Consider the following 21,532-nt stretch of genomic DNA (forward strand, 5'->3'; position numbering starts at 1 on the left):
GCCATGACCGCACGTATGGACAAACGCTTCGCCGCTTTGAAGGCTGAAGGCCGCCCGGCACTCGTCACCTATTTCATGGGTGGCGATCCCGATTACGAGACCTCGCTCGGCATCATGAAGGCGCTGCCCGAAGCCGGCGCCGACGTCATCGAACTCGGCATGCCCTTTTCCGATCCCATGGCCGACGGTCCCGCGATCCAGCTTGCCGGCCAGCGCGCCCTGAAGGCCGGCCAGACGCTGAAGAAGACTCTGCAGCTCGCCGCCGATTTCCGTAAAGTCGATGCCGATACGCCGATCGTGATGATGGGCTATTACAATCCGATCTACATCTACGGTGTCGAAAAATTCCTCGATGATGCGCTGGCTGCCGGCATCGACGGCCTGATCGTCGTCGACCTGCCGCCGGAAATGGATGACGAGCTTTGCATTCCGGCGATCCGCAAGGGCATCAACTTCATCCGCCTGGCAACGCCGACCACCGACGACAAGCGCCTGCCGACGGTTCTGAAGAATACGACCGGCTTCGTCTATTACGTCTCTATGAACGGCATCACCGGTTCTGCGCTGCCGGATCCGTCGCTGGTGTCGGGCGCCGTCAAGCGCATCAAGCAGCACACCGAGTTGCCGGTCTGCGTCGGCTTCGGCGTCAAGACCGCCGAGCATGCCAAGCTGATCGGTGCTGCCGCCGATGGCGTCGTCGTCGGTACCGCGATCGTCAATCAGATTGCCACCAGCCTCACGAAGGATGGCAAGGCAACGGCCGATACCATCCAGGCTGTCGCCACCCTGGTGCGCGGCCTGTCGACGGGAACGCGTTCCGCCCGCCTTGTTGCCGCCGAATAGTTTTCCCATATAGGCCTCTCATCAATCCCCTGCGGATTGAGGGAAAAGCCCTATGGGCATTTGGTGACGACTAGGATATCGATTAATTCGGTCGATTAGGAGTTTCGAATTGAACTGGATCACGAACTACGTCCGCCCGCGGATCAATTCCATGCTGGGCCGTCGCGAGGTTCCGGAAAATCTCTGGATCAAGTGCCCGGAAACGGGCGAAATGGTCTTCCATAAGGACCTGGAAGAGAACAAGTGGGTCATCCCCGCATCCGGCTTCCATATGAAGATGCCGGCCAAGGCCCGTCTCGCCGATCTCTTCGACAACGGTGAATACGAAGCCCTGCCGCAGCCGAAGGTCGCGCAGGACCCGTTGAAGTTCCGCGATTCGAAGAAATATACCGACCGCCTGAAGGACAGCCGCCTCAAGACCGAGCAGGAGGATACGATCCTTGCCGGCCTCGGCAAGGTCCGTGGTCTGAAGCTCGTGGCTGTCGTGCATGAATTCAACTTCATCGGCGGTTCGCTCGGCATGGCTGCCGGCGAAGCCATCGTGAAGGCTTTCGAGCGCGCTATCGCCGAAAAGTGCCCGCTGGTCATGTTCCCGGCTTCGGGCGGCGCCCGCATGCAGGAAGGCATCTTGTCGCTTATGCAGCTGCCGCGCACGACGGTTGCCGTCGACATGCTGAAGGAAGCTGGCCAACCCTACGTCGTGGTTCTGACCAATCCGACGACCGGCGGCGTCACGGCCTCCTACGCCATGCTGGGTGACATTCATCTCGCCGAACCCGGCGCCGAAATCGGCTTTGCCGGTAAGCGCGTGATCGAGCAGACGCTGCGCGAAAAGCTTCCTGAGGGCTTCCAGACCTCGGAATACCTGCTGGAGCACGGCATGGTAGACATGGTCGTCAAGCGTCATGACATTCCGGACACTTTGGCGACGCTTCTGAAGATCCTGACCAAGGCGCCGGCAAACGACGTATCGGTCAAGAACAAGAATGGCGCGGCACTGGCGATAGCAGCGAGCGCCTGACATCATCGATTGCCGACGGGCGGAGGTGCGGGATGACGTCTATGGATCAGTCCGCAATGAGCGAGGCAGCACGCGAGATAGAGAAGCTCATGGGATTGCATCCCAAGGGCTTTGATCTTTCTCTGGAGAGAATAACCCGGCTGCTCGACGTCCTCGGCAATCCTCATCAGAAATTGCCGCCGGTGATCCATGTCGCCGGCACCAATGGCAAGGGCTCGGTGACGGCCTTTTGCCGTGCGCTGCTCGAAGCGGGTGGCTATAGCGTCCATGTCCATACCTCGCCGCATCTCGTCAACTGGCATGAGCGCTACCGTATCGGCGTCAAGGGTGGCCGCGGCAGGCTCGTCGACGATACCGTATTCGCCGATGTGCTCAGGCGCATCGCCAAGGCGAATGACGGACAGAAGATCACCGTTTTCGAAATCCTGACGGCCGCGACCTTTCTCCTCTTTGCCGAGCATCCGGCCGATGTCGCGATCATCGAGGTCGGACTTGGTGGCCGTTTCGATGCCACCAATGTCCTCTCCGATCCGGCCGTTTCCGTCATCATGCCGATCTCGCTCGATCACCAGCCCTATCTCGGCGACCGCGTCGAACTGATCGCAGCGGAAAAGGCAGGCATCATGAAGCCGGGCCATCCCGTCGTCATCGGCCATCAGGACTATGATGCCGCGCTCGACGTGCTGATCTCGACGGCCGAGCGGCTTCGTTGCCCGACCGCCGTCTTCGGCCAGGATTTTTCCGCCCATGAGGAATATGGCAAGCTGGTCTATCAGGACGAGTTCGGCTTGGCCGATCTGCCGCTGCCGCGCCTGCCGGGCCGTCACCAATATGGCAATGCCGCTGCCGCCATCCGCGCCGCCAAGGCCGCCGGTTTCGTCATCACCGAGGCGATGATGGAAAAGGCGATGACATCGGTCGAATGGCCGGGCCGCCTGCAGCGGCTGACGGAAGGCGAACTGGTTGCGCATGCGCCGGAACGAGCCGAGATCTGGGTCGATGGCGGCCACAATCCTGGCGCCGGCGAAGTCATCGCCGAAGCCATGGCCAATTTCGAAGAGCGTCAGCCCAGACCGCTGTTCCTGATCATCGGAATGATTAACACCAAGGATCCGATCGGCTATTTCAAGGCCTTTGCCGGCTTGGCCGAGAAAGTCTATTGCGTGCCGATTCGCGGCAGCGAAGCCATGGTCGATCCCGTCATCCTGGCGAATGCCGCCTACGATGCCGGCCTCATAGCCGAGCCCATGTCCAGCGTCGTCGAGGCACTGGATGCCATCAAGGCTCTGGCTGTGCCAAATTCGCCTGCCCCGCGCATCCTGATCGGCGGCTCCCTCTATCTGGTCGGCGATGTCCTTGCGGACAACGGCACTCCGCCGCGGTGATTTTGGTCGGGTGGTTAGCCACCTGTCCTTGTGCTTCGAGACGGCCTGGGGCCTCCTCAGCATGAGGGCTGACCTTCGCGCCCACCCGCTCGGGGCTCATTTCTTTGTTGCCTGTGCGTTGCCACGGCAACAAGCCTGCTCCATCCTCACCCTTGTACGTCGCCGATGGTGTAGATTGTGCAGCGTGACGGAGGCGCGTGTCACCCTTGGGTTTTGAACCCGTGCCTCAGCGAGCGCCTCTGTCGCATCCTTTCGCTCGAACGGTTGGCTGGGCTTCGAGCCCGCGTTGCAAGGAGGAGCACCCATGGATGCCTCGCAGGACTTGATGGTCGGTATTGACGTCTCCAAGGCTTATCTCGACGTAGCGGTCGACGGCCTAGCGGTGGCGCCGCGATGGAACAATGATGCGCCGGGTTGCGCTGAGCTCGCCGCCGCTGTGGCGGGAGCCGAGTTGGTCGTCGTCGAAGCAACCGGCGGCTACGAGACGCGCCTTGTACGCACATTAATGGCGGCCGGCATCGCCGTGGCCGTCGTCAATCCTCGCCAGGTGCGCGATTTTGCCAGAGCCAGCGGCCGATTGGCCAAGACCGATCGGGTTGATGCCCGCGTCATCTTACACTTCGCCAAGGCGATGAGGCCGGCACAGATCCCCCATATCGACGACGGCCGCGTCGCCCTGGCCGCGCTGGTGGCGCGGCGCCGGCAACTCATCGACATGGCCATCGCCGAGAAGAACCGACTTGAACATGCCACGGCTGCCATCGCTCCACTGATCAACGAGATGCTTCTTGCTCTCAAGGCGCAGCTTGCCCGCATCGATGCCGCAATCGCCCTTGCCATCACCGACGATCCCGACACGGCCGAACGCCGCGACCTGCTGCTGTCCGTGCCCGGCATCGGCGGGGTGTGTGCCGCCGTCCTTATCGCCGAACTGCCTGAACTCGGCAGCATCGATGACAAAAAGCTCGCAGCCCTCGTCGGCGTCGCTCCAATAGCCCATGACAGCGGCATGATGCGAGGCCAGCGTCATATCGGCGGTGGCCGCGCGACCGTGCGCTGCGCACTCTACATGGCTACAATCTCCGCCATCCGCTGCTGCCCGCCAATCAAGGCCTTCCACGCCCGCCTGCGCAACGCCGGCAAGCCGCCAAAGGTCGCAATCGTCGCCGCCATGCGAAAGTTCATCACCATGATCAACACTATCATTCGACGAAAAACACCGTGGATCACACAAACACAACACGGTTGCTGAGGTGCGAAGCCTCGAAGGGCGAGGATGGCCCCACTCCGACCAACAAAAAACCCCGCCGAAGCGGGGCTCTTGTTCATACGATGGATACCGATCAAGCTGCGCTGGAAATCCAGCTCTGCAGGGCCGTCTTGGGAGCGGCGCCGACCTTGATGTCAGCGACTTCGCCGGCCTTGAACATGGCGAGCGTCGGGATCGAGCGAACGCCGAACTGGGCGGCCAGTTCCGGGTTTTCGTCGATGTTGAGCTTAGCGACCTTGACCTTGCCTTCGAACTGCACGGCGAGTTCTTCCAGAGCCGGGGCGATCATCTTGCACGGACCGCACCATTCGGCCCAGAAATCAACGACGACAGGCTCTGCAGACTGCAGCACTTCGGTGGCGAAGTTGGAGGTATCGACTTTAACGGTAGCCATAGGCTGCTCCTTACCAGGATTTGCGGGTTGCTAAATATGTGATGGTGCGGTGCCCATATTTCAATATCTGGTATTTCACTTTGTCTCGAGCTCCGCAAGCGCCAATGCAAGCACCCCGTCCGACAAGGTATAGATCGAGGCATTTTCGGTATAGACCAGCATGCAGTCGATGCGCTTTCCCGGATAGAGCGGCGAAAGGATCTCGCGATAGATGGCAAGCTGCGCCTTATGTGCGAAGGGGATGCTGCTTTCCTCGCCAGGCGGCACGCGATTCGTCTTATAGTCGAGAATGATAACGCGATCGTCCAGGTCAGCCAGCCGGTCGATGCGGCCGGAGACGGCATAGGACTGGCTGCCGAGCTTCAGCGTGCCCATGATCGAGACTTCCGCCTGAGCATGCGTGCTGTAGGTGCCTTGCAGATCAGGATGGGAGAGCAGCGCCATGACCGAGCCGACCAGCGCCTCCCGTTCGGCCTGCGGCCAGAAGCGCGCGGCCCGTTCAGCGTAGCGTCGGGCGGCATCGGCGCGCTCCTCGGGCGCGATTTCGGGCAAGGTCTGCAGCATGCGGTGAATGAAGCGGCCTTTCTGCAGGGCGCGGTCGGATTTGGTTTTCCCGCCGAAAAGCGCCGAAGTCACCAAGAGATCGTCGGCTTCCTCATCGACGACGGTGCCGACGCCGGAGGGGCTGAGCGGCCGCGGCAGGCTTTTTTGCGGCGGCAATGGCCGGCTGAGACCCGCCGGCAGGCCGACGCGCTCCGAACGCTTCTCGTGCTCTCTTGCGGTCTCGAATTCGAGCTGGACCTGGGCAACCCGCCAGCTCAAGCCCTGCCAGTCGCCATCCGGGCCGGTGAAGGTCTTCTGCGTGCAGTACAGTTCTTGCCCGGGCAGCGCCGCGGAAATCATCGCATGCCAGGTATCGGCATTCTCGCGGATGCCGCGGTAGCCGCAAATGATAAGGCGGTCGGCGGCGCGCGTCATGCCGACATAGAGCAACCGGCGATATTCCTCTTCCGCCAGCGCCTGCAGCCGCGCCGTATCGGCCTGCGTCAGCGAATTGGCGAGCGCCGAGACTGGAATCCAGACCGGCAGCGGGATTTCGTCCTTGCCAGTTTCGATCAGCCGCATCTTCGGCAGATGCGTATGGGTAAAGGCCTTGCCGCCACCATCGACGAGAAACACGATGGGTGCCTCCAGCCCCTTCGAGGCATGCACCGTCATGATCCGCACTTCGTTGCGGCCCTTGTCCTGCTCGCGCTTGACCGTCGGCGCTTCCAGTTCCAGCGTCGAGATAAAGGATTGCAGGCCGGGCAGGCCGCTCGTCTCGTGATCGAGCGTGAAGGTCAGGAATTCGTCGAGAATGTCGCTGACTTCGGTGCCGAGCCGCGCCAGAAATTTCCGCCTGCCGCCGAAGCTGCCAAGCACGCGGGCATAGAAATCGTGTACGGGCAGGCTCTTGGACAGGGCAAGAAAGGTTCTCAGCCGTTCGACCACCTGCCTGAAGCGGTCATGGCCTTCGGCGGCAAATCTCTGCAGGTGGCTCCAGACGCCCTCCTCGTCATCGCGATAGGCGGCCACCGCAAAGACATCCTCTTCGCTGAGGTCGAACAAGGGGCTCTTCAGCAGCGCACAGAGCGAGAGATCGTCCTCCGGCAGCAACAGGAAGCGGCCGAGCGCCAGAAGATCCTGAATGGCGATATGGCTCGTCAGCACCAGACGATCGGCGCCGGCGACGGGAATGTTGCCGCGCCGCTTCAGCGCTCGGGTCAGCGCGTTGACGAAGCTGTCGCGCTTGCGCACCAGCACGAGAATGTCGCCAGCCTCGATGAAACGGGCCTTGCCTTTATCGATGATCGTTTCCCGCCCGATAAGATTGCCGATCGTATGCGCCATCCGCCGTGCCAGGATGGCAGCAGGTGCGCTTTCCGGCGTCGAATCGAAAGGCGCCGTCCAGTCTTCTTCCTTGGCGGCCGGCTCCGGCGCAATCATTTCCCAGAGATCGACGGCGCCGGGGTGGCCGATGCGACTGGAACGATGCACGACAGGCTCGTTGACGGCGCTGAGGCCGCGGGCATTCTCCGGACTGGTGAAGACATGATCGACGGCGCCGAGCACATCGGCCGTCGAGCGGAAGGACAACGGCAGGCGGATCGATGAGAATTGCTGGCCGCTCGTCGCCACGCGCCGTCTTGTGCGGTCGCTTTCCTCGGAGAACCGTTCAGGACGTGCACCCTGGAACGAATAGATCGATTGCTTCTCGTCGCCGACGGCAAAGATCGTGCGCAGCGTCGGCCGGGCGCTGTCACCGGAGAAGAAATCCTCCGCCAGCGACTGGATGACGCTCCACTGGATCGGGCTCGTATCCTGCGCCTCGTCCACCAGAATATGGTCGATGCCCTGATCCAGCTTGTAATGAATCCATGGCCCGACGTCCTTCTTGGTCAGAAGATCGGCCGTGCGGGTGATGAGGTCTTCGAAATCGAGCTGGCTGCGCCGTTTTTTCAGTTCCTCATAGTCGCGGTTCAGACGATCGGCGAGAATGAGCGCGGCATGGGTGGCCCGATACATCCGCATCAGCTTCAGCCGGTCGCGGCTGGCAACCACATGCGCGCGTGCCGCAGCCACGGCATCAGCGAGCGCAGGTGCATCAGCAAGCATGGCCTTGACGAAGAACTGGCTATCCGATTTCGGTTCGCCCTTGGCGGTCAGCATGGCCTTTTCGAGGATCTCGGCGCGGGCGAGCGGATCTGCCTCGCGTTTGGCAAGACGCAGCGCATAAGCCACTTCCTGAGCCTTGGCGCCGCCCTTCTGGTCGGCGAGCGTGAGATAAAGCTCCAGCGTGTCGCCGGACAGGCCGGGCAGCGGCCAATATTGCTCCGCAATGCTCGTTTCCGTCTCACCGGGCGAAAGGCCAAGCCGAGCAAGCAACGCAGTTTCGACACCCCCGTTGCGTTCGGCCGTCTCGGTAAAGCGGCGGATCGCATTGCGATTGGCAATGATATCGCCGAGCAGGGTCTCGAGCCCAGACTCGTCGCCGAGATCGAGTACATAGTCGAACGCTCGCGCCAGTTCGGCATCGCCATGCGGTGTCGTTGCCGTCAGCAGCGCGCGGCGGGCATCGTCGAGCAGCACTTCAGCGGCGCGATCGTCGAGAACGGAGAAATGGCCGGCGACATTGGCCTCGAGCGGGAATTGATGCAGCAAGGCCTCGCAAAAGGCGTGGATGGTCTGGATCTTCAGCCCACCCGGCGTTTCCAGCGCCTTGGCAAACAGCCGCCGCGCCTCGGCGAGCTTGAAGATGTCAGGCTCCTTGCCCTCGATATCGGCAATACGCGTCTTCAGCTCGTCGTCCGGCATGGTTGCCCAGGCAGCGAGCCGGTCGAAGACGCGGTTCGACATTTCGGAGGCAGCAGCCTTGGTATAGGTCAGGCAGAGGATCGCCGAGGGGCGGGCGCCGGAAAGAAGCAGGCGGATGACGCGTTGCGTCAGCACATGCGTCTTGCCGGAGCCGGCATTGGCCGAAACCCAGGCCGAGCGTTCGGGATCGGAGGCGATCGATTGCTGGATCGTCGTCCAGCTGATCCAGACGCCGGGATCGTCGCTTTCGGGCAGGATGGCGATATCGTCATCGGGAAAATCACTCATCGCCGCCGCCTTCCTGCTCGGTCTCGGCCGTCGACCATTCCGAAACGCGGGCGAGGTGATCGTAGTCACCGCCATATTCGAACTGCTGGGCCGGGATCAGCCGCGAGGAAAACCCCTTCTCGCCGGATTGCAGCAGCGAGACGAATTTCACCAGCTGATCCATCGATTCCTGCGCGAGATCCATAGCCGATTTGGTTTCCGTCTTGCCGCCGCGGCTGGAATGTTCGTTGTTGACCTGGTCGACCTTGAAGCGGTCGCCGGGCCGCAAGCGGACATAGAGCAGGTTTTCGGGGATCAGTGCGCCGATATTGCGGAAGGCACCGGCCTTCAGCGCATAGGCTTCCAGCGCCAGCTGTGGATCGAGCAGCGCACGCGCCTGTGGCGGAGAGGGATTGTAGCCGGTCTTGTAGTCGATGAGATCGGCACCCTTGTCGCTTTTGATGTCGATGCGGTCGGCAACGCCGGTCAACCGAATGCCGATCGGCTCGATCTCCACGCCGGCCGGCACTTCCGTCGCCGTTTTGCGAACCGCCGGCCGCCGTTCCGCTTCCCAATCAAGGAAGGCGCGCGCCACTTCGCGAAAGCGCGGTCGCCAGACGCTGTCGATGTGAATTGGCAACCGCTCGGCATCGAAAAGCTCGGCGATGATCCGATCCATGGCCAGCGCCGCATCCGCCGTGCCGGCCACATGCCCTTCGCGGACGAAACGGTCGATGATTTTATGGTAGAGCGTGCCCCGCTCGGCTGGGCCGGGATCGCGGTTGAACGGATCGACGGGATCGAGCCGCAGCACGCGCCGGGCATAGATCGCATAGGGATCGCGCCGCAGCCGCCCCACTTCGCTGAAGGAATAGCTTTTCGGCTGCAGCTCTGCAGGTGGCTTCGGTGCCGGCCGCAGCGCCGGTGCCTGGTTTTCTCCCTCGTCGATCATCCCTGCCCAGTGGCGATACTGGTCGCCGCGCGCCTTTATGGATTCTTCCAGTTCCCTGCCGCCGAGCGCGATCAGCCGCTGCAGCCAGCGCGATGCGACCGTCGGCGTCGAGCCCTGGCGCAGCGCGCGCGAATAGATCAGGTCACGGGTGCCGTTCGCCATTTCGAAATCGTGGGCGAGCTGGCCGATGCGGCGCTCGGGCGGCTCCAGACCGATCTCGGTCTTCATGCTGCGGGAAATGAAAGGATTGTTTGCCGTCTGCCCCGGCCAGGATCCTTCGTTCAACCCGCCGAGGATCAGCGTATCGACGCTCTGCAGGCGCGCTTCCAGCGTACCGAAGATGAAGAGGCGAGGATGGCTGAGCGCCCGCGGCTTCACCGCTTGACCCACGCAGAGCGCAGCCATGATATCGATCCACTGCACGCCATCGGCCTCAAGCTGACCTTCGGTCTCGATGATATCCCGAAGCAGGCTGGCAAGCGTGTCCCCGGCTTCGCCCGCCCAAAGGCCTGCCAGGCTGCCACGCGCGTCGACGGCGACGGCTTCCAGGGCACGGCCGGTGCGCTCGGCCCAATCCGAAAGGGTGAGGAGGCCTTCTGATACAGGCAGAGAAAGTGCCGATACCAATGGTTCGCATGCCGCAGTCACTCGCTGGGCGAGCGCCCGCGCATGCTCGATGGCCTCAGGCGGCAGCGCTTTGCGCCATTGCGGCGCATAGCGGTCATTGGCCTGCTCCGCCACGCGGTCGTCAAGCAGGGCTTCCAGCCGGCCGATATCGATGTTGTCGACACCGCCCCTGAGCGCCAGGATCTCCAGCGCATCGACGCCTGGTTGGTGTATCTCTGCCGGCAGGCCGAACAAGGCGAGGGGATGCTTGAGCAGTGAGACGACCGCAACGGGATCGCCAGGGCGAAGGGATGCCTCCAGCAGCAATTGCAGCAGCGTACCCTGTGGCGTGGCGTTCAGTGGCGTACCGGCCGAATCGTCGGCTGTGATGCCGAAACGGGCAAGCTCGGCCGTCACGCGCCGGGCGAGATTGCGGTCAGGCGTGATCAAGGCCGCCTGGCTTTCACCGCCGTTGCGCCCCGGCTTATCCAAAGCCAGGCGTAAGGCGATGGCGATCGCGGTCGCCTCTTCGCGCTCATTGGTTGCTTCGATCAGCGCGACATCGGCAAATGCGCCCGAGATCGCATCGGGAGCGATCGTCTTGCGCCAGCTTCCCCAGCCGCTCGTCGCCTTGGCCGGCGCCAGCGCTCGAGACAGGATCTGCGCCCGCATCTGCATGGTTTCAGACGCATCCGCGACAGGTTCGACATCACGCCGGGTGATCTGCAATCGTTTCAGCAGCAGCGAAAGACCATATTGCGGATGGCTGCGTGTGGTCGGATCGGCTCTCTCGCCAATCGATGTCTCCGGCGCCACCAGCTGCCAATCTTCCTCCGGCATCGAAAGATCGAGGCCGGGGAGCACGATCACGCCCTGCGGCAGGGCGGCGACGGCTGCGATCAGCTCAGCCGTTGCCGGCACCGAGCCCGTCGAGCCTGCAATGATGACCGGGCCGGGATGCCGCATGGTGGAGATACGCTGCGCTTCGGCACGCAGAATGGCGTTGCGGTTGCGGGCGGGCGATGATTTGCCGAGTTCTTCGAGGCGCGCCGGCCAGAAGGCGCTGGCAATCGCGAGGAATTCGGCCGTCAGCTGCCACCAGAGCGCATGATCCTCTGCGCTGAGGCTGGCAAGCTCGCTCCATTCGCGATCTTCGGTCTCAAGCGAGTCAATGAGCTCGGCGAGATTGCGCGCGAGCCATATGGCATCCGCTGGGCTCGCGGGTGCGACCAGCGGCGAATCGGAATGAATATCGCGCACGATCTGCGGCAGCTTGTTGCGCCAGGCAAGGATCAGCCGCGCCAGTTCCAGCAGCCGGGCAGTGTTTGCAAGCGGCTGTGCCAGGTCGGCCGTTTCCGGCAGGGCTTCTTCGAAATAGCCGCTGTCGTCGTCGGTTTCGCCGAGCGGGCGGATCACCGGCAGAATGGCGGAGCGGCCACCCAGCAGATCGACGAATTCCGAGCGCAGCACGCGCGCCGCGCGCCGCGTCGGCAGGAAGATGCTGACCTTGGCGAGCGACAGCGGGTCGTCGGCATCGTGACGGAAATGCTCGGTCAGGCGACCGTCGCAGAGAGCGGACGCAAGGGTTTTCAGGAAGGGCAGGCCTGCCGGAATCGTCAGAATGCGCTGCCGGTGTCCGCCTGCCATAGGCTCACGCAAACGCCCGGAAATTCCGGATCGTTTCCTCCGCCTCGCCGACCGCCTCCGGCGTGCCGACTGTCAGCCAATGGCCGTCGAGCATGGTGCCGTAGAGCCGGCCGCGCGCGATGGCCTTGTCATAATAGGTGTTGATGTTGAAGGCGTCGGATGGGGCATCATCGAGAAAGGACGGATTGATAACCAACGTTCCGGCATAGACGACGCCATTGCCGGCAGCATCGTTATAGCGCGAAAGACGACCGTCGTCCGCCAAGCTGAAATCATTCTTGCCGTTATGGCCCGTCGTCTTGTCCAGCGCCACGCAGAGCATGGCGAAATCCATGCGGCTCGCGTCGAAGAATCCGGCTAAACGCTGGAGATTCGTCGGTTGGCCTTCCTTTTCCCCGATCCAGAAAAGATCCGAGTTCATGACGAAAACGGGATCGCGGCCGAGCAGCTTCAGCCCCTTGGCCAATCCGCCGCCATTGTTCATCAGAGCATCGCGCTCGTCCGAGATCAGGATGTCGAGTTTGTCGTAGCTACGCAGATGCGCTTCCATCTGGTCGGCATGGTGATGGACGTTGACGACGGCCTGCTCGACTCCGGCTTTCGCCAGCGCATCCAGCGCATAGTCGATCATGGCCTTGCCGGCGATCTTTACAAGCGGCTTCGGAATGGTGTCGGTGATCGGCCGCATGCGGGTTCCAAGCCCCGCCGCCAGTACCATGGCTTGCTTGATGGTCATTTCGTCTCGGACTTTCGATTCATATCTTCTTTCATAGCACAAGGCCGGAAAGCCGTCGCCGGTCTCTGGTCGTTATGCTCGACCGATTCCGGCCCTTTCGCACCATTCTCCCAGAGGTGCGAGCGCTTCGTGCTCAAGGGCGATGGCGAGATAGGCGAGCGTGCGCGGCATATGTTTCAGATATCCGGGCTTGCCGTCGCGCTGCAAGAGCCGCACCCAGAGGCCGGCGAGCTTGCAATTGCGCTGCGCCGACATGATCGCCCAGCTTTTCAGGAACTTAGCCTCATCGAAGCCGCCTTTGGCATGACGAAGTGCGAGATAGTCGGCCAGAAGCTGGTCATGCAGGTCGCGTTCGATCGTCACGCGCGCATCCTGCACCAGCGAGGCGACGTCGTAGGAGGTCGGCCCGATCATCGCATCCTGGAAGTCGATGAGGCCGATACGCTTTATGCCCTGTTCATGCGCCCGCCAGATGATGTTTGGTGAATGCATGTCACGCAGCAGCAGGTTCTTTTCCGCATCTTCAAGCTGATCGATCAGCTTGTCCCAGATCGCGAGGTAGTCGTCCCGTTCCTCATCGCTTGCCGGCGTGCCCCGCTTCCAGGGCAGATGCCAGTCGAGCAGCAGCCGCGCTTCCATCTTCATGGCGGTCCGGTCGAAATCCGGAATGTGATGAATGTGATCCGGCGTAACCGGGATATCGCGGGGGATCGAAAGGCTGTGCAGATGCGCGAGGCAGGCGATGCTTTCGCGATAGCGCTCGGCAATCGGTTTTCCCTCCGCATCCAGGACGCCGTCGGTGCCGAGATCTTCGATCAGAAGAATGCCCTGATCATAATCGGCGGCAAAGATTTCCGGCGCGGCAAAGCCATTTTCTCTGAGGATGTTGGCGATTGCCACGAAGGGATAGGTATCCCAGGCAAGATGCGCGACCTTCGGATAGGGCTTGCCATCGAGCACAGGCGGCCCTTCCGGCAAGCCCGGCCAGTCCATCAGGATCACACGACCGTCGCCATTTGCTGGATGGATGGATTCGTAAGCTCGCAGCGAGGCATCGCCAGTGAGGAAACGCCTGGCGGAACCGCGATAGCCATGCGAATCGAGAAAGGCGCGTATAGCCAGTACGCGCTCGATGCGTGCGATCTGCTTGGCCGGTGCCGTGATGATGGCGCGCCGTCCTTCGCCTTCGTGCGTCAGCTTGAGATCGATGCGTTCCTTCTGCAGCTCGCCCTCGGCCATTTCGGGCCACTCGACAAGGCAGATACCGCTCTGCAGGGCTTCGTCGAAGCCGAGTTCCGTCAATTCGCTGGGATCGCCGAGGCGATAGAGATCGAAATGCGAGACCGGAATGCGCAGCTCGTAGGATTGCACGAGGGTAAAGGTCGGGCTCGGCACGTCCAATGTGGTATCGTCGGCCATGGCGCGCAGCAGAGCGCGGGCGAGCGAGGATTTGCCCGCACCGAGATCGCCTGATAGCGCTAGACAGTCGCCGACCTTCAGAGCCAGCGCCAGATCCTCGCCGAGTTGAGCCGTGGCGGCGTCATCTGCGAGGAAAAGGGAAATGCTGCTCTCTGATGCTGTCATTCTGCTGCGACGGAGTGGGGTAGTTCGGCCGATGGAATCCGGCAGGTGACCGTCGTCCCCTTGCCCGGCTGGCTTTCGATCGAAACCTCGCCTTCATGCAGGCTGACGAAGCTTTCGACGATGGAAAGGCCGAGGCCGGCGCCGCTGCGCTTGCCAGCCTTGCCGCCGGAGGCGAAGCGGTTGAAAACCGTGTTGATCAAATCCTCGGGGATGCCGGGACCCTTGTCCGAGACGGAGAAGACGAAATCCGTGCCTTCGCGTCCGCATCTCAACGAGATCGTCGATCCCTCCGGCGCGAAATTGGCGGCATTGGTCAGAAGTTTCAGCAGGATCTGCTTCAACCGCTGCTGGTCGGCGACGATGGAGCCGAGATGCGCCGGCACTGTGATTTCAAGCATCACGCCGCTTTCCTGCAGCCGGTCGGCGATCTGCATCGATACTTCGTCAAGCAGGTCGTTGAGCATGATTTCGGAATAGTTCAGCCGCATGATGCCGGCATCGAGCGTCGCGAGATCAAGAATGTCGTTGACCAGCGTCAGCAGCACGGAAGACGAGGTGGAGATATGGTCGATATATTCGGCCTGCCGCTCATTCAGCGAGCCGATGCCCGGCGTCTTCAGGAGGTCGGTAAAACCGATGATATTGGTCAGCGGCGACCGCAGCTCGTAGGAGACGTGCTGGACGAAATCGTTCTTCAGTTCGTCGGCCTTCAGCAGGGCTTCGTTCTTCTCGGTCAGGGCGCGCTCGGCGCGCACGCTGTCGGTCTTGTTGACGAAGGTCAGCATGGTCTGCGCATTCGGCAGCGGAATGACGGCGTAGTCGAGCACGAGATTGGAGTAAAGCTCGAGTGTGCCCTGCGATGACGGCCGCTCGTCGTCGAAGCTGGTGATCAGCTCGGCAAACCGCTTCCAGCCGTCCGGTCGGTCGTAGGAAGGCGCACATGCTTCCGCCAGAGCCTGGATATGCGTGCCGGGCTTGGCCTGTGCCTCGGTTATGTTCCAGAGAATGCGGAAGGCTGGGTTCGATAGGCGGATGCGGCCATCGGGACCGAAAACGGCGACGCCTTCGGACAGATGGTCGATGGTTTCGCCCTGAACCTTGACCAGCGTGTTGTAGCGCGTCTCGAGATCGACCTGTTCGGTCAGGTTCTCGAATACCCAGGTGGCGCCGCCCTGGGGATGTGCGGTCGCGAAAACCTTGAGAATCTGGCCGTTGGGGAGATGCCAGAGATCGGTCTGCGTGTCGAGTGCCTGATAGACCGAAAGGACGCCGTCCTTCCAGCTTTTCCAGTTCAGCTGCTCCGGCAGCTTCTTGGCGCCGCGCAGCCGGTCCAGGAGCTCGCTATTGTCGGGCCGTTTCTCGAGGAAAGCGATATCGAGTTCCCAGAGCTGGACGAAGGCCTGATTGTAGAATTGCAGCCGTCTGTCGCCATCGAAGATCGCAACCGGTGTCGCCAGATGGTCGAGGGTTTCGGCGTGGCTCTTCAGCGTACGGGCGAGCTCGGCCCGAACCGCTTCCGCTTCGGAAATATCGATCGCCATGCCCGCGGAGCCGTTTGGCGATTTGACATCGACGACGTCGAAGAAGGTGCGATTGCCATGGACCACGGTCGAAATCTTGTCGTGGAAGGGCGACTCCGGCGTGGCCGCGGCGCGAATGCGCTCGCGGGTCACGGTCGTCAGGAATTCCCGTCCCTCACGCACGGCTTCATCGGTCGAAACCGCTTCCACGGCCTCGCCATAGGCCTGATTGACCCAGGTAAGCTTGCCTTCCGCATCGCGCTGCCAGACCGGCAGGTCGATGGCGTCGAGCAGATTCTGGAAGGCGGAGATCGAGGTCATCAACCGGTCACGCTCGATCTTCAGTTCGGCGAGTTCGGCGCGCAGGTTGTTGAGTGCGATGAAACGGACGAAGGCGCGCCCGCCGGAAATGCGGCCCTGTGCCTCCAGAATTTCGTCGCGGTTGGTTTCGACCACCATGTCGAAGCTCTGGCCGCTGCCGCGCAGCTTGTCGATCGCCTTGTCGAGCTCGCCGGCCGACCATGATTTCAGCCAGCGGCCGAAGGCGAGGAATTCGTTGTCCTGCGGCGCGCCGGTCTCGACCGGCAACTGCCCGAGCAGCTCCGGCCGGGCATTCTGGCCATCCCAGATAACGATGCGGCGGTTCTTGTCGGCAATCAGCGCCTGATATTGCGAAATACGCTGGTTGGCGTCCGAAAGGGCGGTGCGGATCTCGCGGCTTTCGTTTTCCATATTGCCGCGTTGGCGCACCATCCACATGGTCGAGAGGAGCGCGGCGGAGATCACGCCGATGATGACGGAGAAGACGGCCATTTCCGAGGAAGTGAAGAGGCGCATGCTCGTCTGTGCGGCTTCATTGCCCTGCGCGAGAACCGGGCATGCCAGGCCGGTGACGAGACCGCCGAAAACGCTGACCCGCAGCAGGCGCGTCAGTAAAGCCAACCGGCTTTTGCGCTGCTTCGTTTTTGTTGAAAGCCGATATGCACTACCCCGCTGCAACCGCGTCGCCACTCGATGTAGCGCTGGTTGATGCAGGTTGTCTTCCCCTTCAAACATAAGAGGTCTGTCTCCGTCCTATAATGTGCCGCATCCTGACAAGACATCCCATTTTCATGGCTCCGGGCACGCCCGGTTCGTCACGAATCAAGTGGAAAAACAATACTGCCTAGGAGAATCCGGGGGAAGGGAGCTGGCTAAAAAATAAGCCCCGGCATTTGTCAATGCCAGGGCCACAAGATGTTGTGGATGCTGTTTTAATAATCAGTATCTGTAGTGGTCAGACTTGAAGGGGCCTTTCGGCGTCACGCCGATATACGAAGCCTGCTCTTCCGAAAGCTCCGTCAGCTTCACGCCGAGCTTGGCAAGATGCAGGCGGGCAACCTTCTCGTCGAGGTGCTTCGGCAGCACGTAGACTTCGTTCTTGTAGTGGCCGGGCTTGGTGAAGAGCTCGATCTGCGCCAGCGTCTGGTTGGTGAAGGAAGCCGACATCACGAAGGACGGATGACCGGTGGCGTTGCCGAGGTTCAGGAGGCGGCCTTCCGACAGCAGTATGATGCGGTTGCCCTTGGCGAACTCGACCATGTCGACCTGCGGCTTGATGTTCGTCCACTTGAGGTTACGCAGCGCGGCAACCTGAATCTCGTTGTCGAAGTGGCCGATGTTACCGACGATCGCCATGTCCTTCATCGCGCGCATATGGTCGATGCGGATGACATCCTTGTTGCCGGTCGTGGTGATGAAGATGTCGGCCGAGGAAACGACGTCCTCGAGCTGAACGACTTCATAGCCGTCCATGGCAGCCTGCAGGGCGCAGATCGGATCGACTTCCGTGACCTTGACGCGGGCGCCGGCGCCGGAGAGCGAAGCGGCGGAACCCTTGCCGACATCGCCATAACCGCAGACGACGGCGACCTTGCCGGCCATCATGACGTCGGTGGCGCGGCGGATACCGTCGACCAGCGATTCCTTGCAGCCATACTTGTTGTCGAACTTCGACTTGGTGACCGAGTCGTTGACGTTGATGGCCGGGAAGGGCAGCAGGCCCTTCTGGCTGAGCTGGTACAGACGGTTGACGCCCGTCGTGGTTTCTTCGGTTACGCCCTTGATAGCGTCGCGCTGCTTGGTGAACCAGCCCGGCGTTGCCTGCAGGCGCTTCTTGATCTGCGCGAAGAGGATTTCCTCTTCTTCCGAATGCGGATGGGAGAGCACGTCCTCGCCGGCTTCGGCGCGGGCACCGAGCAGGATGTACATCGTGGCGTCGCCACCGTCGTCGAGGATCATGTTGGAGAGGCCGCCATCGGCCCACTGGAAGATCTTGTCCGTATAGGTCCAGTAGTCCTCAAGGCTTTCACCCTTGACGGCGAACACCGGAACGCCGGAAGCGGCGATGGCCGCGGCGGCATGGTCCTGCGTCGAGAAGATGTTGCACGATGCCCAGCGCACCTGAGCGCCGAGGGCTACCAGCGTCTCGATGAGAACGGCCGTTTGAATCGTCATATGCAGCGAGCCGGTGATGCGTGCGCCCTTCAGCGGCTGTGCTTCGCCGAATTCGGCGCGGCAAGCCATCAGGCCTGGCATCTCGGTTTCGGCGATTGCGATTTCCTTGCGACCATAGTCGGCAAGGCCGATATCGGCGACGATGTAGTCCTTTTCAGCGCTCATCAATGAGTCTCCAGCCTGAACGATGCAATCGTGCCGCGGGCAGACGCCTCAGCCGAATGCAACAAGAATTGCACGCTATAGCGTGTAGGAATGATGCCGTGTAGCAGGCTTCAGGGTGGAAATCAATAATGATATAAAGAAGTCTTTATGTCTTTATATCCGCAGGGGAGGAGGCGGAAAAGCCTAGATTTCCTCGCCGAACTTGTTGGCGACGAGCTGGTCGAGCGCCTCAAGCGCTTCGGCGGCCTGATTGCCGCTTGCCGTGACAAGCACACTGCAGCCGGGGCTTGCGGCCAGCATCATGAGGCCCATGATCGAGGTGCCGCCGACGGTGGTGCCGTCCTTTGAAACGGTGATGGCGGCGTCGTAAGCTTCGACGGTCTGCACGAATTTCGCCGACGCACGGGCATGCAGACCCCGCTTGTTGATGATCAGGAGTTCCCGGGAAAGCTCGGTCATGGGGGCGGTGTTTGCCTCGTTATTTGCCACTGAGCACACGGCTGGCCACGTTGATATATTTGCGCCCCGCCTCTGAAGCTTCCACCAGGGCCCTTTCCATGTTGTTGTCGCCGCGCACGCCCGCGAGCTTGATCAGCATCGGCAGATTGACGCCGGCGATGACCTCGGTGTGGCCGCTATTCATGACGGAGATTGCGAGATTGGAAGGAGTGCCGCCGAACATATCGGTGAGGATGATGACGCCGTGCCCGTCGTCGGCACCGGCAACGGCCTGCAGAATATCCTGCCGCCGCTTGTCCATGTCGTCTTCGGGACCAATGCATACCGTTTCTATGAACTTCTGCGGACCAACGACATGCTCGACAGCATGCCGAAACTCTTCAGCCAGCTTGCCATGAGTGACAAGCACAAGTCCAATCATGATATTACTGCTCCCATCGCATACGCAAACAGGTGGCCCATATCGCAATGCAGCAATGTCGTCCACCAGTGGGGGGACATCTTGGCGATGAAAAGACGAAGTGCAAGCTTAAAATACAGGATTTACGCGCCTATGCGGGCCTAAATGGCCGATTCACCAAAACTCGCGCCGATTTTCGCCATTATTATGGCAAGCGGATTCGCATAGGTTGCAGCCAATCGGATCAACGGCAACCGAGCAGATGCGGTAATATCGATCTGCTCATCCTTGGGTGGTAGTCTTTCCGCCGTTTCGGGGTCGACAGGGCGAACGGCAAAATGCATTTCGGCCTCGGAAATATAAGGCATGCGAACGATACCGGTGTAGCGGATTTCCATAAGCCCTGCGATCGAGGGCGGGCATTTCGCAATAATGGAGCCGTTCTGTTCGGCAATCAGCACGCGGTCGTCCGCGACCAGGCTTGCCGTCAATCCCAGCGGCTTGGCAGCCGCAAGGCAGGAGAAGGCGAGGGCGGATTTGCCGCTGCCCGAAGGGCCAAGGAACAGCAGCCCCGTCCTGCCGATGACGATCGCCGTTGCGTGGACATTGACCGCTTCACCCGTCATGCGGCCGCTCACGCCGTCGTCTGGGCCGGCAGCGACAGGATGAAGCGGGCGCCAAGCAGCGTCGAGCCGTCGCTGTCGACGATATTCTCGGCGCGCAGCGAGCCGCCATGCGCTTCGGCGATCTGCCGGCTGATCGATAGGCCGAGGCCGGAATTCTGTCCGAAACCTTCAGATTCGGGCCGGTCGGTATAGAAACGTTCGAAGATGCGGTCGATATTTTCGGCCTGAATGCCCGGACCGTTATCTTCGATATAGATGACGCAGCGCGTCCGCGTCCGCGTCAGCCGCACGGTGATCTTGCCGGTTTCCGCGGGGACGAAGGATCGTGCGTTTTCGATGAGGTTGGTCACGATCTGGCCAATCCGCAGATCGTGGCCATCGACGGAGAATTTCGCCTTGTTGCCCGGTTTGCGGTCGACGATATAGTCGATTTCGACGGCCTTTTTGCTGTGGCCGACCTGTCTGGAAATATCGATCATGTCGCGCAGCAATACTTCCAGATCGAGCGACTTGGCATCCGAACGTGCAAGCTCGGCATCGAGGCGCGATGCATCGGAGATATCGCTGATCAGGCGGTCGAGGCGGCGAACGTCATGTTGGATCACATCCATCAGCCGCTTCTTGGAATCGTCGCTCTTGGCGAGCGGCAGCGTTTCGACGGCGCTGCGCAGAGATGTCAGCGGATTCTTCAGCTCATGGCTGACATCGGCCGCAAAGCTTTCGATCGCATCGATGCGGTCGTAGAGCGCCGACGTCATGTCGCGCAGCGCAATCGACAGGTTGCCGATTTCGTCCTGGCGGGCTGAGAAATCCGGAATCTCCTCGCGCTCCTTCGCCCCGCCGCGGCGCACACGGATGGCCGCAGCCGAAAGCCGGCGCAGCGGATTGGCGATGGTGGAGGACAAAAGCAACGACAGTACCACGTTGACCAGTGTCGCGACGCCGAAGACGCGCATGATCGCGAGGCGCTCGGCATGAACGATCTTGTCGATATCGCCGGCCTGGGTCGACAGCAGCAGCACGCCGAGCACGGCGCGGAAGCGCTGGATCGGCACGGCGACCGAGACGATCAGTTCGCCCTTCTCCGTGGTGCGGACCACGGCGCCGCGCACGCCGGTCAGCGCATTCATGACCTCGGGATAGATGGAGCCGTCGCCGCCAGGCGCTTCCTTATAGACAGGCAGGTTACCCGGCTGCAGCATCTTGTTGAGCAAGCCGCTGAACCAGTCGGACCAGCTCTGCTTCTCGTCGTCGACGGGCGGCAGATCGTAGCGCAGCACCTGGCCGCGGGAATAGAGATGGCGGCTGTCGAGCAGCAGGTTCGCGTCGGCATCGAAGATGCGTGCGCGCGTGCGCGTCGGCGAGATCAGCCGCGTCAGCACCGGCGCCACCTTTTCCGGATCGATCGGGAATTCCAGATCCTCGTCGTTCGGAACGGGCGTGATGCTCTGGCCGGCCTGCAGCTCCAGCAGCTTCTGCGGATCGATGGTGATGGAGTTGGTGTCGACCGATGCCGAAGCCGAGACGGCACCGGCGATGATCTCGCCCTGCGTCAAGAGGCTTTCGACACGGGCATCGATCAGGCCCTCGCGGAACTGATTGAGATAGAGAATGCCGCCGACCAGAACGACGAGGGCGGCCAGATTGAAGAACAGGATGCGCCGCGTCAGGCTCGAAAAGACGGCATTGCCGAAGATGCGGCGGATCAGGACGAAGGGATGAGTCCAGCGCCGGCGCGCGATTCGAGCGCCGCTCGGGCTTTCCGAGTCGTCTATATCCCTGTCCTGCACCAGCTGTGCCAAGCCTA

At 61.6% G+C, this 21,532-nt stretch carries 15 protein-coding genes; 4 read left to right on the forward strand and 11 right to left on the reverse strand.

From position 1 onward, the window contains the following. The first annotated feature begins 3 nt into the window (after positions 1-3). The 4 genes from trpA to I8E17_RS17100 all read left to right on the forward strand — a co-directional run bounded on the left by trpA (position 4) and on the right by I8E17_RS17100 (position 4,501). On the forward strand, positions 4-843 hold the full coding sequence (gene trpA / locus I8E17_RS17085) for a tryptophan synthase subunit alpha (RefSeq protein WP_069613930.1): 840 nt from the start codon (positions 4-6) through the stop codon (positions 841-843). 109 nt (positions 844-952) lie between these two features. Then, positions 953-1,864, forward strand: coding sequence for an acetyl-CoA carboxylase, carboxyltransferase subunit beta (gene accD, locus I8E17_RS17090; RefSeq protein ID WP_069613931.1), 912 nt, complete (start codon positions 953-955; stop codon positions 1,862-1,864). 32 nt (positions 1,865-1,896) lie between these two features. After that, on the forward strand, positions 1,897-3,249 hold the full coding sequence (locus tag I8E17_RS17095) for a folylpolyglutamate synthase/dihydrofolate synthase family protein (protein ID WP_229002042.1): 1,353 nt from the start codon (positions 1,897-1,899) through the stop codon (positions 3,247-3,249). A 304-nt stretch (positions 3,250-3,553) separates the two neighbouring features. After that, a complete protein-coding gene (locus I8E17_RS17100) occupies positions 3,554-4,501 on the forward strand; it encodes a transposase (protein ID WP_113366451.1) in 948 nt (315 codons plus the stop codon). A gap of 91 nt (positions 4,502-4,592) precedes the next feature. Here I8E17_RS17100 and trxA read toward each other — a convergent pair whose 3' ends face one another. The 11 genes from trxA to I8E17_RS17155 all read right to left on the reverse strand — a co-directional run bounded on the left by trxA (position 4,593) and on the right by I8E17_RS17155 (position 21,527). After that, positions 4,593-4,913: a thioredoxin gene (gene trxA / locus I8E17_RS17105; protein WP_069613933.1), complete on the reverse strand. Its 321-nt coding sequence runs from the start codon at positions 4,911-4,913 to the stop codon at positions 4,593-4,595. A 75-nt stretch (positions 4,914-4,988) separates the two neighbouring features. Then, complete coding sequence (addA, locus tag I8E17_RS17110; protein WP_113366450.1) at positions 4,989-8,555, reverse strand: double-strand break repair helicase AddA; 3,567 nt, start codon at positions 8,553-8,555, stop codon at positions 4,989-4,991. Next, positions 8,548-11,739, reverse strand: coding sequence for a double-strand break repair protein AddB (gene addB / locus I8E17_RS17115; RefSeq protein ID WP_113366449.1), 3,192 nt, complete (start codon positions 11,737-11,739; stop codon positions 8,548-8,550). The genes addA and addB overlap by 8 nt, the downstream gene beginning before the upstream one ends. 4 nt (positions 11,740-11,743) lie before the next feature. Further along, positions 11,744-12,475, reverse strand: a complete 732-nt coding sequence (locus I8E17_RS17120; RefSeq protein WP_069613936.1) for a nucleotidyltransferase family protein — start codon at positions 12,473-12,475, stop codon at positions 11,744-11,746. Positions 12,476-12,547: 72 nt separating this feature from the next. Then, positions 12,548-14,059 (reverse strand): tRNA (adenosine(37)-N6)-threonylcarbamoyltransferase complex ATPase subunit type 1 TsaE, encoded by a 1,512-nt coding sequence (tsaE, locus tag I8E17_RS17125; RefSeq protein ID WP_113366448.1) that lies wholly within the window; start codon positions 14,057-14,059, stop codon positions 12,548-12,550. Continuing rightward, positions 14,056-16,635, reverse strand: a complete 2,580-nt coding sequence (locus I8E17_RS17130) for a PAS domain-containing sensor histidine kinase (RefSeq protein ID WP_113366447.1) — start codon at positions 16,633-16,635, stop codon at positions 14,056-14,058. The genes tsaE and I8E17_RS17130 overlap by 4 nt, the downstream gene beginning before the upstream one ends. A gap of 204 nt (positions 16,636-16,839) precedes the next feature. Further along, entirely contained in the window at positions 16,840-18,240 is a 1,401-nt protein-coding gene (gene ahcY, locus I8E17_RS17135) for an adenosylhomocysteinase (protein WP_112724760.1), read from the reverse strand. A gap of 183 nt (positions 18,241-18,423) precedes the next feature. Further along, positions 18,424-18,699, reverse strand: a complete 276-nt coding sequence (locus tag I8E17_RS17140) for an HPr family phosphocarrier protein (protein ID WP_069613940.1) — start codon at positions 18,697-18,699, stop codon at positions 18,424-18,426. Positions 18,700-18,718: 19 nt separating this feature from the next. Beyond that, entirely contained in the window at positions 18,719-19,120 is a 402-nt protein-coding gene (locus tag I8E17_RS17145; RefSeq protein ID WP_015338202.1) for a PTS sugar transporter subunit IIA, read from the reverse strand. Positions 19,121-19,260: 140 nt separating this feature from the next. Further along, entirely contained in the window at positions 19,261-19,725 is a 465-nt protein-coding gene (locus I8E17_RS17150) for an HPr kinase/phosphorylase (RefSeq protein WP_113366446.1), read from the reverse strand. An 8-nt stretch (positions 19,726-19,733) separates the two neighbouring features. Next, complete coding sequence (locus I8E17_RS17155) at positions 19,734-21,527, reverse strand: sensor histidine kinase (protein WP_176728031.1); 1,794 nt, start codon at positions 21,525-21,527, stop codon at positions 19,734-19,736. Between the last annotated feature and the right edge of the window lie 5 nt (positions 21,528-21,532).

The organism is Rhizobium sp. AB2/73, from assembly GCF_020871915.1.
Classification (GTDB): domain Bacteria; phylum Pseudomonadota; class Alphaproteobacteria; order Rhizobiales; family Rhizobiaceae; genus Rhizobium; species Rhizobium dioscoreae.

Bases quoted from the DNA above. Each gene is read 5' to 3' on its own strand.
- trpA (WP_069613930.1), top strand. From the start codon at position 4: ATGACCGCACGTATGGACAAACGCTTCGCCGCTTTGAAGGCTGAAGGC.
- I8E17_RS17095 (WP_229002042.1), top strand. From the start codon at position 1,897: ATGACGTCTATGGATCAGTCCGCAATGAGCGAGGCAGCACGCGAGATA.
- I8E17_RS17100 (WP_113366451.1), top strand. From the start codon at position 3,554: ATGGATGCCTCGCAGGACTTGATGGTCGGTATTGACGTCTCCAAGGCT.
- trxA (WP_069613933.1), bottom strand. From the start codon at position 4,913: ATGGCTACCGTTAAAGTCGATACCTCCAACTTCGCCACCGAAGTGCTG.
- addA (WP_113366450.1), bottom strand. From the start codon at position 8,555: ATGAGTGATTTTCCCGATGACGATATCGCCATCCTGCCCGAAAGCGAC.
- addB (WP_113366449.1), bottom strand. From the start codon at position 11,739: ATGGCAGGCGGACACCGGCAGCGCATTCTGACGATTCCGGCAGGCCTG.
- I8E17_RS17120 (WP_069613936.1), bottom strand. From the start codon at position 12,475: ATGACCATCAAGCAAGCCATGGTACTGGCGGCGGGGCTTGGAACCCGC.
- tsaE (WP_113366448.1), bottom strand. From the start codon at position 14,059: ATGACAGCATCAGAGAGCAGCATTTCCCTTTTCCTCGCAGATGACGCC.
- I8E17_RS17130 (WP_113366447.1), bottom strand. From the start codon at position 16,635: ATGTTTGAAGGGGAAGACAACCTGCATCAACCAGCGCTACATCGAGTG.
- ahcY (WP_112724760.1), bottom strand. From the start codon at position 18,240: ATGAGCGCTGAAAAGGACTACATCGTCGCCGATATCGGCCTTGCCGAC.
- I8E17_RS17140 (WP_069613940.1), bottom strand. From the start codon at position 18,699: ATGACCGAGCTTTCCCGGGAACTCCTGATCATCAACAAGCGGGGTCTG.
- I8E17_RS17145 (WP_015338202.1), bottom strand. From the start codon at position 19,120: ATGATTGGACTTGTGCTTGTCACTCATGGCAAGCTGGCTGAAGAGTTT.
- I8E17_RS17150 (WP_113366446.1), bottom strand. From the start codon at position 19,725: ATGACGGGTGAAGCGGTCAATGTCCACGCAACGGCGATCGTCATCGGC.